The sequence below is a fragment of the Pseudomonas sp. B21-053 genome (assembly GCF_026016365.1).
In the GTDB taxonomy this organism is placed as follows: Bacteria; Pseudomonadota; Gammaproteobacteria; order Pseudomonadales; family Pseudomonadaceae; genus Aquipseudomonas; species Aquipseudomonas nunensis.
This window is the reverse complement of the sequence record NZ_CP087205.1, coordinates 2,298,528-2,312,523: the sequence shown is the minus strand read 5'-3', so window position 1 is coordinate 2,312,523 and position 13,996 is coordinate 2,298,528. Positions and strand designations below refer to the sequence as shown.

Genomic DNA, 13,996 nt, shown 5'->3' with positions numbered 1-13,996 from the left:
GGGCCGCTGCTTTCGAAGTTGAAAGTGGCAGCGGGCCCGAGAGATTACAGATTCCGCAGCGCGGCGACTACTGCGTCACCCATTTCCTGCGTACCGACTTTAGTGCAACCGGTCGACCAGATGTCGCCAGTGCGCAGGCCCTGGTCCAAAACCAGACTGACGGCCTTCTCGATCGCATCCGCCGCATCCTGCAAGTTGAAGCTGTAACGCAGCATCATCGACACCGACAAAATGGTTGCCAACGGGTTGGCAATGCCTTTGCCCGCGATGTCCGGCGCCGAACCGTGGCACGGCTCGTACATGCCCTTGTTGTTGGTGTCCAGGGACGCCGAGGGCAGCATGCCGATGGAACCGGTGAGCATCGACGCCTGGTCCGACAGGATGTCGCCGAACAGGTTGTCGGTGACGATCACGTCGAACTGCTTTGGTGCGCGCACCAGTTGCATGGCGGCGTTGTCGACGTACATGTGGCTCAGTTCGACTTCAGGGTAATCCTTGGCCACTTCTTCGACAATTTCACGCCACAGTTGGCTGGAGGCCAGCACGTTGGCCTTGTCCACCGAACACAACTTCTTGCCACGAACCATGGCCATGTCGAAACCGACACGGGCGATACGGCGGATTTCGCTTTCGCTGTACGGCAGGGTGTCGTAGGACTGACGCTCGCCGTTTTCCAGGGTACGGGTGCCGCGTGGCGCGCCGAAGTAGATGCCGCCGGTCAGCTCACGGACGATCAGGATGTCCAGGCCCGCGACGATTTCAGGCTTCAGGCTGGACGCCTCGGCCAGTTGCGGGTACAGGATCGCCGGACGCAGGTTGCCGAACAGGCCCAGTTGCGCACGAATCTTCAGCAGGCCGCGCTCAGGGCGGATATCACGCTCGATGGTGTCCCATTTCGGGCCGCCCACGGCGCCCAGCAGTACCGCATCGGCAGCGCGCGCGCGATCCAGGGTTTCGTCAGCCAGCGGCACGCCGTGCTTGTCGATGGCGGCGCCACCGATCACGTCGTGGCTCAGCTCGAAGCCCAGGCTGTACTTGGTGTTGGCCAGTTCCAGCACTTTGACTGCTTCGGCCATGATTTCCGGGCCAATACCGTCACCTGGGAGAATCAGAATCTGCTTGCTCATGCTTTCCTCATGTCATCAGTCGGTGCGCCCTCAGGCACACCCGGAAAAATTCTATCGTTTATCTTTCAGCCATCAGCACCAGTACATCTGTACTGAACGAACCATCGGCCTCAATCTCAAAATATTCGCGTACTTCATTGCCCATCGACTGCTGCAACTCGCGGATCGCCGCGCGCATCACTTGCGGTGTGCGCATGCGTTCGACCCAGCTGTTGTACTCCAGACGCAGCCGCTGACGGGTGGTGCTTCGGGTATGCAACCCCGCTTCGCTGACCTGGCGCAACCACTCGCCAGCAGAATAATCGCGTACATGGCTGGTGTCGCGCAGCACTTCGACGCTTTGCAAGTAGGTGTCGAACAACGGACTGCCCGGCGACAGCACGTCGACGAACGCCGCCACGCCGCCCGGTTTCAGCACCCGGCGCACTTCCCGCAAAGCCAGGCCGAGATCGCTCCAATGGTGCGCCGAATAACGGCTGAACACGAAGTCGAACTCGCCATCGGCGAACGGCAGGCGCTCGGCGGCACCGTTGACCGTGGTGACATTGCTGAAACCACGATCAGTCGCTGCGGCGGCCACCACGTCGAGCATTTGCTGGGACAGGTCGTAGGCCACGACTTCTTTCACCAACGCGGCCACATGAAAACTCACGTGACCGGCGCCGCAACCCAGGTCCAGCACACGGGCCTCGCCCTGCCCGGCCAGTTCAGCCTGTAGCAGCGCGAATTCAGTGCCTTGAGCGTGAACGGCACTGCTCAGGTAGGCCGAGGCCTGTTCACCGAATTGCTTTTGTACGACTTGGCTGTGCTGGGTCATGGGCACTTCCTTTTGGGGTTTAGCCTTGTGGTGTCTGGGCTGCCGTCTTCGCGAGCAAGCCCGCTCCCACATTGGAATTTCGTCGTTCACAAAACCCCTGTGGGAGCGGGCTTGCTCGCGAAGAGGCCGGCCCTGTCTACATCAATCCCGGATCAATCAAACATCGCGAAACAACCAAGGCTGGCTCGCCCGGTGCTTGCTTTCAAAAGATGCAATCGCCTCGTGATCCATCAATGTCAGACCGATATCGTCCAGGCCATTCACCAGGCAATGCTTGCGGAATTCATCCAGCTCGAAGCTGTAGACCTTGCCATCCGGCCGGGTCACGGTCTGGGCTTCGAGGTCGACGGTCAACTGGTAGCCAGGATTCGCTTCGACTTGCTGGAACAGCTCATCAACCTCAGCGTCGCTCAAGATGATCGGCAGCAAGCCGTTCTTGAAGCTGTTGTTGTAGAAGATGTCGGCATAGCTCGGCGCGATGATGCTGCGGAAACCGTATTCTTCCAGGGCCCACGGCGCGTGTTCACGGCTGGAGCCGCAACCGAAGTTTTCCCGGGCCAGCAATACGCTGGCGCCTTGATAACGCTCGGCGTTGAGCACGAAATCCTTGTTCAACGGACGCTTGGAGTTGTCCTGGTAGGCATAGCCCACGTCCAGGTAGCGCCACTCGTCGAACAGGTTCGGACCAAAACCGGTGCGTTTGATCGACTTCAGAAACTGCTTCGGAATGATCTGGTCGGTGTCGACGTTGGCACGGTCCAATGGCGCGACCAAACCAGTGTGTTGGGTAAAAGCTCTCATGTGCGGTTCCTCAGATCAGTTCGCGAACGTCGATGAAACGACCGTTGACGGCAGCCGCCGCGGCCATGGCCGGGCTCACCAGGTGCGTACGGCCACCGGCGCCCTGACGCCCTTCGAAGTTGCGGTTGGAGGTCGAAGCGCAATGCTCGCCCGATTCCAAACGGTCCGGGTTCATCGCCAGGCACATCGAGCAACCCGGTTCACGCCACTCGAAACCGGCTTCGAGGAAAATCTTGTCCAGGCCTTCAGCCTCGGCTTGCGCCTTCACCAGGCCCGAGCCCGGCACCACGATGGCCTGCTTGATCGTCGAAGCGACTTTGCGGCCCTTGGCGATCACTGCCGCGGCCCGCAGGTCTTCGATCCGCGAGTTGGTGCAGGAGCCGATAAATACGCGGTCCAGCTGAATATCGGTGATCGCCTGATTGGCGCTCAAACCCATGTATTTCAAGGCGCGCTCGATGGAACCGCGTTTGACCAGGTCCATTTCCTTCGCCGGGTCCGGCACGTTCTGATCAACCGCCAAGACCATCTCGGGCGAAGTGCCCCAGCTGACTTGTGGCTTGATCTGGGTCGCGTCGAGCTTGACCACGGTGTCGAACACCGCATCGGTGTCGGAAACCAGGTCTTTCCAGGCTTCGACCGCCATGTCCCATTCCGCGCCTTTCGGAGCGAATGGACGGCCCTTGACGTATTCCACGGTTTTTTCGTCTGCGGCTACCAGACCTACGCGAGCGCCGGCCTCGATGGACATGTTGCAGATGGTCATCCGGCCTTCGATGGACAAGTCGCGAATCGCGCTGCCAGCGAACTCGATGGCGTGGCCGTTACCGCCGGCGGTGCCGATCTTGCCGATCACCGCGAGCACGATGTCCTTGGCGGTCACGCCGAACGGCAATTTGCCTTCGACCGACACCAGCATGTTTTTCATTTTCTTGGCGACCAGGCACTGCGTGGCGAACACGTGTTCAACCTCGGAGGTGCCGATGCCGTGGGCCAACGCGCCGAATGCACCGTGAGTCGAGGTGTGCGAGTCGCCGCACACCACGGTCATGCCCGGCAAGGTAGCGCCCTGCTCCGGGCCGATCACGTGAACGATGCCTTGGCGCACGTCATTCATTTTGAACTCAGTGATGCCGTATTCGTCGCAATAGTCATCGAGGGTCTGAACCTGCAAACGCGAGACCTGGTCAGTAATCGCTTCGATGCCGCCCTTGCGATCCGGGGTGGTCGGCACGTTGTGGTCCGGGGTGGCGATGATCGAGTCGACACGCCAAGGCTTGCGCCCGGCCAGACGCAGGCCTTCGAAAGCTTGGGGCGAAGTCACTTCATGGATGATGTGGCGGTCGATATAGATCAGCGACGACCCATCGTCGCGCCGTTTCACTTCATGGGAATCCCAGAGCTTGTCGTAAAGCGTTTTGCCGGCCATCAGACGGTCCTCATCAGCTTGCTTCTATTTTCTATGCCTTGGGTTGTGCAGCGGTTCAATAACCCCTTGGCTTGTGAGGTCGATCCTAGGGGGTTACATTAAATAACTCAAATTCATATTTTTTATGCTTTGGATAACCAACTGGAATACATGAATGGATCTGGCCAACCTCAACGCCTTTATCGCGATTGCCGAGACCGGGAGTTTCTCCGGCGCAGGCGAACGGCTGCACCTGACCCAACCGGCGATCAGCAAACGCATCGCCGGGCTGGAGCAGCAATTGAAGGTGCGCCTGTTTGATCGCTTGGGCCGTGAAGTCGGCCTGACCGAGGCCGGACGCGCCCTGCTGCCGCGGGCTTATCAGATTCTCAACGTGCTGGACGACACCCGCCGCGCCCTGACCAACCTCACCGGTGAAGTAAGCGGTCGCCTGACCCTCGCCACCAGTCACCACATCGGCCTGCACCGCTTGCCGCCCTTATTAAGGGAGTTCACCCGGCGTTACCCACAGGTCGCGCTGGATATTCAGTTCCTCGATTCGGAAGTGGCCTACGAAGAAATCCTGCATGGCCGCGCCGAACTGGCGGTCATCACCCTGGCGCCGGAGCCCCATGCGCTGGTCAAGGCCACGCCGGTGTGGGACGACCCGCTGGATTTCGTGGTCGCCCCCGAGCATTCGCTGATCAGCAACGGCCCGGTCACGCTCGCGGATATTGCCCTGCACCCGGCGGTTTTCCCCGGTGGCAACACGTTCACCCACCACATCGTCCAGCGTCTGTTCGAGGCCCAGGGCCTGACGCCGAACATTGCCATGAGCACGAATTATCTGGAAACCATCAAGATGATGGTCTCGATCGGCCTGGCCTGGAGCGTTTTGCCGCGCACCATGCTCGATGATCAGGTGGCGCGGATAGCTTTGCCGGGCATACAACTCACTCGCGAGCTAGGCTATATCCTGCACACAGAAAGGACGCTTTCGAATGCGGCACGTGCCTTTATGGCCCTGCTGGATGCACAAATTGATCTGCCAAGGACCCACGGCTAACTTGTGCTACTCCTATAGAGCTGCAAAACCCCGTGCCTAACGCCCCATTCAGCCCAAGGCCTGCTGCCAATGCCCAAATCTGTTGACCGTATTCCGCCGATGCCGCGTATTCAGGCCATTGACCCGCAGCGGTCGGAGCAGAGCTGGGAAAGCGCGCCGCAGCTGTTGGCCGCGCTGAACGGTGCGCGCCTGGGGGCGTGGTATTGGGACATCGAACGCGGGCAGATCAGTTGGTCCCGGGGCACCCAGGCGCTGTTCGGCTTCGATCCCAAACAGCCCTTGCCGGCGGATCTGGAATACCTCGACCTGCTGCCCCCGGAGGACCGGGCGAAAACCATTCGCGCGTTCCATCAGGTGATCGCCGGCGCCCCGCTGGAACAAGCGATGCATCACCGCATCCGGTGGCCCGACGGCAGTCTGCACTGGCTGGAGATCAACGGCAGCCTGTTGCCGGATAAACACGGCCGGCCACGAATGATCGGGGTGATTCGCGAGATCACCCACCAGCGGCAACGGGAACAGGCCCTGAGCAGCTCGGAAAAGCGCTTCGCCACGCTGTTCCACCTGTGCCCGAACATGGTGCTGCTGACCCGCCAGGAAGACGGCTTGATCAGCGAGGCCAATCAATATTTCGAAAGCCTGTTCGGCTGGCCGGTGCAAAGCGTCATTGGCCGCACCACCCTGGAACTGGGCCTGTGGGTGCATCCCGAGCAACGTGCATTGCTGGTCAAGGCGACCAAGGCCAAGGGCGAATTGATCAACATGGAAGTGCAGTTTCGCGCCAGCAACGGCCAGGTCCACGATGGCATTCTCAGCGCGCAAAAGGTCGAGCTCGAAGGCCAGCCGTATCTCCTGAGCACGTTCCTCGACACCACTGAACGCAAAGCCGCCGAACATGCGCTCAAGGACAGCCAGGAACGCCTCGACCTGGCCTTGGACTCGGCACAACTCGGTACGTGGGACTGGCACATCCCCAGCGGCATGCTCTACGGCTCGGCGCGGGCGGCGCAGTTGCACGGCATGGAGCCCAAGCCATTCCATGAAGCCTTCGATGAATTCTTCGAAGGCGTGCCCGGCGAAGAACGCAACAGCATGCGCAATGCCTACCGCAGCTTGCGCGAAGGCCCGGCCGGCAATTATCAACTGACCTATCGCGTGCAATTGGCCGATGGCAGCTCGCGCTTCCTGGAAAGCCGTGCGCGGCTCTATCGCGATGAAAACGGCCAGCCGCTGCGCATGGCCGGCACGCTGCTGGACATCACCGATCAGGTCGAGCGCGAGCAGCAACTGGTGGCCTCGGAGGAGAAATTCGCCACGCTGTTCCAGGTCAGCCCCGACCCGATCTGCGTGACTCGCCAGGACAGTGGTCAGTTCATCGAGATCAATTCCAGTTTCACCCAGATTTTCGGCTGGACCACCGACGACGTGATCGGCCGCAGCGCCGATGAAATCGGCCTGTGGGACGCTTCAGCGAAAAGCCTGCAACGGATCGAGCAAGTGATCCGCGAACAAGGCCTGAGCAACGTCGCGATCCTCGTTCAGCACAAGGACGGGCAAACCCTGACCTGTGTGATTTCCAGCCGACAGATCAGCGTCGGCGAACAACCGTGCATCGTCACCACCCTGCGCGACATCACCCAACAACAGCGTTCGGAAGCGGCGCTCAAGGCCAGCGAAGAGAAATTCGCCAAGGCGTTCCACTCCAGCCCCGACGCCATCACCATTACCGAGCGCGACACCGGGCGCTATCTGGAGGTCAACGACGGTTTCTGCCGCCTGACCGGCTACCGCGCCGATGAAGTGGTGGGCAAAACCGTGTATCAAGTCGGCATCTGGGCGGAAGAAAAACAACGTTCGTCGCTGCTGGCCGAATTGCAGATCAAGGGCCGCGTGCACCACCAGGAGATGCTCGGGCGCAATAAACGCGGGGAACTGCTCACCGTCGAAGTCTCGGTAGAACCGATCACCCTCAACGAAACCGCGTGCCTGCTGCTGACCGCTCGCGACGTCAGCCTGTTGAAAAACGCTGAAGCGCAAATCCGTCACCTCGCCTACCACGACCCGCTGACCAACCTGCCCAACCGCGCGCTGTTGATGGATCGCCTGAGCCAGCAGATTGCCCTGCTCAAACGCCACAACCTGCGCGGCGCCTTGATGTTTCTCGACCTCGACCACTTCAAGCACATTAACGACTCCCTCGGTCACCCGGTCGGCGATACGGTGCTGAAGATCATCACCGCGCGACTCGAAGCCAGCGTGCGCATGGAAGACACCGTGGCGCGCCTCGGTGGTGACGAGTTCGTGGTGCTGCTCAGCGGCCTGGAAGGTTCGCGCAGTGAAGTCAGCGAGCAGGTTCGGGACTTGGCCGACACCTTGCGCGAATTGCTCTCGGAACCGATGTTCCTCGACGGCCAGCGCCTGCAAGTCACGCCGAGCATTGGCATCGCGCTGATTCCCGATCACGGCTCGACCCCGACCGACCTGCTCAAGCGCGCCGACATTGCCCTGTACCGGGCCAAGGATTCGGGGCGCAATACCACGCAGATGTATCACAACACCATGCAGAAGGCCGCCAGTGAACGCTTGCGCATGGAAACCGACCTGCGCCTGGCCCTTTCCCGCGGCGAATTCAGCGTGCATTACCAGCCCCAGGTCGATGCCCAGGACAACCGCATCATCGGCGCCGAAGCATTGGTGCGCTGGAACCACCCGGAACTCGGCGCACAATCGCCCACTGAATTCATCAAGGTCCTGGAAGACAGCGGGCTGATTCTGGAAGTCGGCACCTGGATCCTCGACGAAGCCTGCGATGCCTTTAAACAATTGATCGCCAAGGGCCTGATTGACCCGCTCAATTTCAGCCTGTGCGTGAACATCAGCCCACGCCAATTCCGCCAGAACGACTTCGTCGAACGCATCGAACGCAGCCTCAGCAGCCATGGCTTGCCCTGTTCGCTGCTGAAACTGGAAATCACCGAAGGCATCGTCATTCAGAACCTGGAAGACACCATCAACAAGATGCGTCGCCTGAAAAAACTCGGCGTGAGCTTTGCCATGGACGACTTCGGCACTGGCTACTCTTCGCTGACCTACCTCAAGCGCCTGCCGGTGGACACGCTGAAAATCGACCAGTCGTTCATCCGCGACGCCACCACCGACCCCAACGACGCCGAAATCATCCGCGCCATCGTCGCCATGGCGCGCAGCCTGGCGCTGGAAGTGATTGCCGAAGGGGTTGAGACGCCAGAGCAACTGGAGTTTTTGCAGGGGTTAGGTTGCCATTTGTATCAAGGCTATCTGCACAGCCGGCCATTACCGGTGGAGGCGTTTCAGACGCTGCTCAAATAAATCCCTGTAGCAGCTGTCGAGCCCCGGCGAGGCTGCGTCCGGCGGCAAAGCCGTCGTGAAATCAGATGACGCGGTGTATCAGGTAAAACGCGTGCGCTGGGTTTACGACGGCTTCGCCGCCGAACGCAGCCTCGCTGGGGCTCGACAGCTGCTACGGGGCCGGGAATTGCGAGTTTTTCTCTCAGCCTGTAGGGTCGCGTTTTTTGCGCCGCCTCAAAGAGATCAACCATGCAGGATGCAACCCTCCCCCGCCCGGCCTTGCTGGGTATCGACCTTGGGACCACCAATAGCCTGATCGCCGTCTGGCAGGACGGTCGGGCGCAGTTGATTCCCAACGCCCTCGGTGATGTCCTCACCCCCTCCGTGGTCAGTCTCGATGAAGACGACAGCATTCTGGTGGGCAAGGCTGCCCGCGCGCGCCTGACCACGCATCCGGAACGAACGGTGGCGGCGTTCAAGCGTTTTATGGGCAGCGACAAACAGTTCGAACTGGGCGGGCGACAGTTCAGCCCGGAAGAACTTTCGGCGCTGGTGATCGGTTCGCTCAAGCAGGATGCCGAAGCCTGGCTTGGCCACGCGGTGCACGAGGCGGTGATTTCGGTACCGGCGTATTTCAGTGACGAGCAACGCAAGCGCACGCTGTTTGCCGCCGAGTTGGCTGGCCTGAACGTGTCGCGGCTGATCAACGAACCGACCGCCGCCGCCATGGCGTACGGGCTGCATGAGCAGAAGTTTGAGCGCACGCTGATATTCGACCTGGGCGGCGGCACCTTCGACGTCACGGTGCTGGAATATGCCCTGCCGTTGATCGAAGTGCATGCCTCCACCGGCGACAACTTCCTCGGTGGCGAAGACTTCACCGCCGCGCTGCTGCAGGCCTGCCTGAAAGACTGGCAACTCACCCCGCAAATGATCGATGGCCAGGGCTTGGCCAGCCTCGGCGATGCCTTGGAACAACTTAAATGCAAACTCAGTGAAGGCACCCAACACCTGAGCTGGAACGGTGCTGGTGCATTGCGCGAATGGTCGCTGGATGAAGCCTCGGCATTGAACATTTGGGAGCCGCTGCTCGCCCGGTTACGCGCGCCCATCGAGCAAGCGCTGCGCGATGCCCGGCTCAAGCCCCGGGACCTCGACAGCCTGGTGATGGTCGGCGGCGCCACACGGATGCCGGCCGTGCAGCAAATGGTCGCGACGCTGTTCGGGCGCCTGCCCTATCGCCACCTCGACCCGGACACGATTGTCGCGCTGGGCGCCGCCACTCAGGCCGCGTGCAAAGCCCGGGACAGTGCAATCGAAGAACTGATCCTGACCGACGTCTGCCCCTACACCCTGGGCATCTCGACCAATCGCGGAGAAGACGTCAGCGGCGCCTTCTCCCCTATCATCGAGCGCAATACGGTGATCCCGACGTCCAGGGTGAAACGCTTTTACACGACTCATCCCCAGCAAACGCTGATCCGCATTGAGGTCTACCAAGGCGAGCGGCCGTGGGTGCGGGACAATATTTTCATCGATGCCTTCGACGTCGCGCTGAAACCCAGCGAACAGACCGAAGCGCTGGATGTGCGCTTCAGCTATGACATCAATGGTTTGCTCGAAGTTGACGTCACCCTGCTGGCCAGCGGTGAACGTCACAGCCATAGCATCGACCGCAGCCCCACCGGGCTCGACCCGCAGTCGCGGCAAAATAGCCATGAACGGCTCAGCGCCCTGAAAATCCACCCACGCGACACCCTGCCCAACCGCACGCTGCTGGCGCGCCTGGAGCGGGCCTGGGCGCAAAGCCTGGGTGACGAGCGCGAACAGATTGCTGATTGGCTGGATACCTTCACCACCGTGCTCGGTGGCCAGCAATCGGTGGAGATTGCCAGCCATCGCTCACAGCTCAATAAAGCCCTGGATGAACTGCGCCTTTAGTCGTTAAGCCGCCGCAAAGCCACCTGCAAACCGCCGGACAAGGTGTCTTCACCACCGCTGTCCGGTGGCACGCCATAGCGGTTGGGCAGTTTGTCGCCGGGAAAGCCGAACAACAGCAACGGCATGAACGGCAGCACTGGCGACAGACAGCCAAAAATCAGCAGCGTGGGAATCCCGCGACCCATGTCATGCAGTCGACGCAGAATCGCGCCGAGCAGCAACGCGAAGCCCAGCAACAACACGCCAATGCCCGAGAGCGCAGTGCCGCTCATCAACGCCAGATACGGGGTGATCAGCAGACACCCCAGCACTTGCCCGATAAACGCCTTGCGCCCGAGCCGGGAACCCAGACGCCAGAACGCAGTGGCCGGCACAGGCCGAGTGTCGCTGTTGGCCAGCAGCAGGCGTTCGTTCCAGGACAACAGGGCGGTTAGCGCCAGTCGCAGGCCCACGCTGTTCTCGGTGTCATCCTTGCCGTACTGCAAGATGCTCAGCACCTTGTTCCGCGGCACCCCTGCCGCGCCATGACGGACCAGGCTTTTCAGCGTATCGAGGAGTGAATAAACCACCAGTTTCTCGACACCGAAATCCGCCAACACCTTTTCAGGCGGCCACTCCGGCTCGCCTTTGATCAAGCCATTGCGGAACCCTTCGAACCATTCATCTTCGCAACTGACGGCGGCGATGGATTGCAACAGCGCGCGGTGCTGCTCGGCATTCAGAGTCGGATCGTGATACAGCACACCCCAGAGCAACATCAGCCCCAATACATCTTCGCCGCAGGCGTCAGGATCGCTTTCAATGCAGGTATAGAGTTGCGCGTTACCCGGTAGCGCCGCGCTGTCGAGGGCCTGTTGTACGTTGAACAGCTTTTGCACGAGCAAGCCATGCACCGGATCGCTAGGTTGCAACCAACCCAGTAACCCGCTGCAACTCCCTTGTTCGCGTTGCAAACGCCGCAGTAGTGGTTGGAGCCGACTCAAAGGATGAGCCGGGTTGACGTCCAGCCGCTCAAGGCAGGCCGAATCGATCAACGCCAGCCAACGTTCCGGCTGATCGAGCAATGCCAGCAGGAACATCGTTTGAGCGTGCCATTGCCACGTCGACTCGCCATGAGCAATGGCCGGCAATACCACGCCACGTTGCTCCAACTGGACCAGCAGGCTCAAACCGCGCAAGTCCACGTCCGCTTGCGCGTCTTGCAGATCAAACGCCTGATCGATCCGCACCAGCGCGGACTGATCGTAAGGCCGCAGCCTGCGCAACCAGAGGCGGCCGATGTTGTGCGGTTCGTCCTTTTTCAGTTCCTCGGCCAGTTGCGGCTGAACCGAACGACTGCTGAGGTACGACTTCATCGCCAACGGGATCGGCGCCTGAGTCAGCCAGCACAGTTGCTGCTCGGCCTGATACTTGAACCCGTGCAACACCAGGCCTTCGAGGGCATCAATCGGCTGCGGTTCGTCGAGTATTTGTTGCAACAACCCCACATCGCCACGGTGCAAGGCCCAGGCATGTCGGTACAGCTGCTGCAAACGGGAATCCGCAGGCTCGCCTAGCAGCGAGGCCAGCAGCGGCAGTTCATCCCCGGTCATGCGCCAATCGACAAAAGCCGCCGCCAAGCCTTGCAGGCTGAGTTGACCGACTCCAAGCCAGCGAGCCAGCGTCTCGGGACGTTGTGAAGGACTGCCATAGATCTGGCTGCCATCGGCGAGGTCGGTGGGCCAGGCGCGGACGTTCTCCAGACGGTCAAAAGCCTGGATCAGCAGCGCCAAAAAGTCCGGCTGCCGCTTTGCGCAAAGTTCCAGCAAACGGCTTTCGGCCTTCGGGTGGCGATGCTCCTGCCACAGCCGGACCCAGCAAGGCAGCGCCTGATCTTCTAGGCCCAGCAAGCTGTTTTGGCAGGCCAGCAGATACAGCCAGTCGACATCGTCGGGGGCTTTCGCCTGTTGCTCGGCGCACTGTTGCCGCAGACCGGCACCGCCGATACCCGCCTGAGTGAACTGCACCAGCAGACGCTGGATGAATGCGTCATCTGCCGGCAGCGGCACACAGGTGTGGTGGCTGGCGAAGTCTTCGAACTCATGCAGAGGACGATGCTGGAATATGTAGTCGAGGCTGCGGGCATACCAGAGGGTTTCGATTTGCACAGGCACGGGCCAATCGCCCATCAGCGCCGTGTCGAACGGGTCGGGACCCTTGATGCGCTGCAGGAACGCTTCGACTTCTTTCGCCTGGTCGAACTCCAGATCCAGCAATTGCTGTTCCCAGGCCAGCCGTTGCGCCAACAGATTCGCGCAGCGGTACGACAGAGGGCCCGCGTTGGCCAATGGGTGGAACAGCCCCCAACTAAGGTCATCGAGCACGTCCAGCGGCAATTGATCCAGCGCTTTGACAAAGGCTTGCCAGGCCTGCGGATTGAAACGCCGCGCCGGGTCCTGGAGCAGCGCGTAAAAATCCACCAGGGTCTGCGGCATCTCAGGGATGCCCGCACCCTCCTCCGCTTCTACGTCGTCCTCTTCCTGCCGGGCGAAACGGTTGGCGCTTTCATAGGCTTCACGCAGTGCCTGGAAGCCTTCGGGATCACTTTCCGGATGATGCTGCGGCAGACGCGCGCGATAGGCATCCCGAATCAGTGCCTGGTCTTTGGTGGGCTCTATGCCCAGACGTATCCAGCAAGTCATGACCAGTCGAACTCCCCTAAAGATGCCGGGCGCTGCGGCGGATCAAGCTCCAGGTGCCAAGGCAAATCGGCCAGGAAAATCGGCATGTTTTGGCTCAGGCCGCGAGCGATGCGCAGACTGCTCGAACACTCCCCTTGTCGGTCCAGTTCGTAAGCAAGCGTCTCGTCACTGCTGCTCAGGCAGCCCCAGAACGCGCGACCGGTCAGGAATCCGTTGAAATAGGCAAACCAGTCGTCATAGTGATATTGCGCCCTGACGGCCAGACGCCAATGCAGCCAGAGGCTCTCGGAAAGATCGATCCACTCGTTGCGCACGGCACACCGCAACAGAAACCCCATCCGCCCCAAGTCCCACGCCTGGATACCACCGGAGCCGCAGCCCTCAAAGGTACGGCTGGCAAACTCATGCAAGATGCGCTCACGGGGTTCCAGCGTCTCGAGCAGCGCCTGCCACTCACCGGGCAAACAACGTTGCCATGAGCGATATGCTGCTTCGAGGTGTGTGGCGTGACCGTTATCGGTCATTCTTTCGAGCATGCCCAACAACTGTGGCCGGTCATTGATGCCCCAGCTGCATTGCAGGTCGATAAATTCCGGATCGGAATAGAACGCGGGCTCGTCGTATTCGGCACGAGGATTGAGGGCAACCATTGGCGCGGAAAGACCGCATAGCCAACGCTGTTGTATCTCTTCCATGAAAAAAAGCTCCGGGCCGACCAGGCAGAATGGGAGTCGGCAAAACTGCGCGGATTGTAGAGAAACCGGCTCAAGGCAGCAAAGTATGCATTTCGCTTTTTGCTGGAAAACAAAAAGGCCCCGACACGTCGGG

Annotated in this window: 9 protein-coding genes; 3 read left to right on the top strand and 6 right to left on the bottom strand. The window is 60.7% G+C overall.

The features are described 5' to 3' along the window. Positions 1-44: 44 nt before the first annotated feature. The 4 genes from leuB to leuC form a co-directional block, all read right to left on the bottom strand. On the bottom strand, positions 45-1,127 hold the full coding sequence (gene leuB / locus LOY68_RS10615) for a 3-isopropylmalate dehydrogenase (RefSeq protein WP_265044447.1): 1,083 nt from the start codon (positions 1,125-1,127) through the stop codon (positions 45-47). A 58-nt stretch (positions 1,128-1,185) separates the two neighbouring features. Continuing rightward, a complete protein-coding gene (locus LOY68_RS10610; protein WP_265044446.1) occupies positions 1,186-1,944 on the bottom strand; it encodes a class I SAM-dependent methyltransferase in 759 nt (252 codons plus the stop codon). Positions 1,945-2,100: 156 nt separating this feature from the next. Then, a complete protein-coding gene (gene leuD / locus LOY68_RS10605) occupies positions 2,101-2,745 on the bottom strand; it encodes a 3-isopropylmalate dehydratase small subunit (protein WP_054052919.1) in 645 nt (214 codons plus the stop codon). A 10-nt stretch (positions 2,746-2,755) separates the two neighbouring features. Then, entirely contained in the window at positions 2,756-4,174 is a 1,419-nt protein-coding gene (leuC, locus tag LOY68_RS10600; RefSeq protein WP_054052917.1) for a 3-isopropylmalate dehydratase large subunit, read from the bottom strand. A gap of 154 nt (positions 4,175-4,328) precedes the next feature. Here leuC and LOY68_RS10595 point away from each other — a divergent pair, with 154 nt between their 5' ends. From LOY68_RS10595 to LOY68_RS10585, 3 genes are all read left to right on the top strand, one after another. Further along, positions 4,329-5,219: a LysR family transcriptional regulator gene (locus tag LOY68_RS10595; RefSeq protein WP_054052915.1), complete on the top strand. Its 891-nt coding sequence runs from the start codon at positions 4,329-4,331 to the stop codon at positions 5,217-5,219. Between the two features lie 69 nt (positions 5,220-5,288). Further along, entirely contained in the window at positions 5,289-8,567 is a 3,279-nt protein-coding gene (locus LOY68_RS10590; RefSeq protein ID WP_054052913.1) for a PAS domain S-box protein, read from the top strand. A 228-nt stretch (positions 8,568-8,795) separates the two neighbouring features. Then, the gene (locus tag LOY68_RS10585; RefSeq protein WP_265044442.1) at positions 8,796-10,487 is read left to right on the top strand and encodes a molecular chaperone HscC; all 1,692 of its coding nucleotides are present in this window, start codon (positions 8,796-8,798) and stop codon (positions 10,485-10,487) included. On the opposite strand, the gene LOY68_RS10580 is transcribed toward LOY68_RS10585, so the two are convergent. Both LOY68_RS10580 and LOY68_RS10575 read right to left on the bottom strand, forming a co-directional pair. After that, a complete protein-coding gene (locus tag LOY68_RS10580; protein WP_265044440.1) occupies positions 10,484-13,168 on the bottom strand; it encodes a DUF805 domain-containing protein in 2,685 nt (894 codons plus the stop codon). The genes LOY68_RS10585 and LOY68_RS10580 overlap by 4 nt on opposite strands. Next, a complete protein-coding gene (locus LOY68_RS10575; protein ID WP_265044439.1) occupies positions 13,165-13,863 on the bottom strand; it encodes a DUF1266 domain-containing protein in 699 nt (232 codons plus the stop codon). The genes LOY68_RS10580 and LOY68_RS10575 overlap by 4 nt, the downstream gene beginning before the upstream one ends. Positions 13,864-13,996: the final 133 nt, after the last annotated feature.

Excerpts from the sequence above, each read along its gene's own strand:
- leuB (WP_265044447.1), bottom strand. The coding sequence starts at position 1,127 with ATGAGCAAGCAGATTCTGATTCTCCCAGGTGACGGTATTGGCCCGGAA.
- LOY68_RS10610 (WP_265044446.1), bottom strand. The coding sequence starts at position 1,944 with ATGACCCAGCACAGCCAAGTCGTACAAAAGCAATTCGGTGAACAGGCC.
- LOY68_RS10575 (WP_265044439.1), bottom strand. The coding sequence starts at position 13,863 with ATGGAAGAGATACAACAGCGTTGGCTATGCGGTCTTTCCGCGCCAATG.
- LOY68_RS10595 (WP_054052915.1), top strand. The coding sequence starts at position 4,329 with ATGGATCTGGCCAACCTCAACGCCTTTATCGCGATTGCCGAGACCGGG.
- LOY68_RS10590 (WP_054052913.1), top strand. The coding sequence starts at position 5,289 with ATGCCCAAATCTGTTGACCGTATTCCGCCGATGCCGCGTATTCAGGCC.
- leuD (WP_054052919.1), bottom strand. The coding sequence starts at position 2,745 with ATGAGAGCTTTTACCCAACACACTGGTTTGGTCGCGCCATTGGACCGT.
- leuC (WP_054052917.1), bottom strand. The coding sequence starts at position 4,174 with ATGGCCGGCAAAACGCTTTACGACAAGCTCTGGGATTCCCATGAAGTG.
- LOY68_RS10585 (WP_265044442.1), top strand. The coding sequence starts at position 8,796 with ATGCAGGATGCAACCCTCCCCCGCCCGGCCTTGCTGGGTATCGACCTT.
- LOY68_RS10580 (WP_265044440.1), bottom strand. The coding sequence starts at position 13,168 with ATGACTTGCTGGATACGTCTGGGCATAGAGCCCACCAAAGACCAGGCA.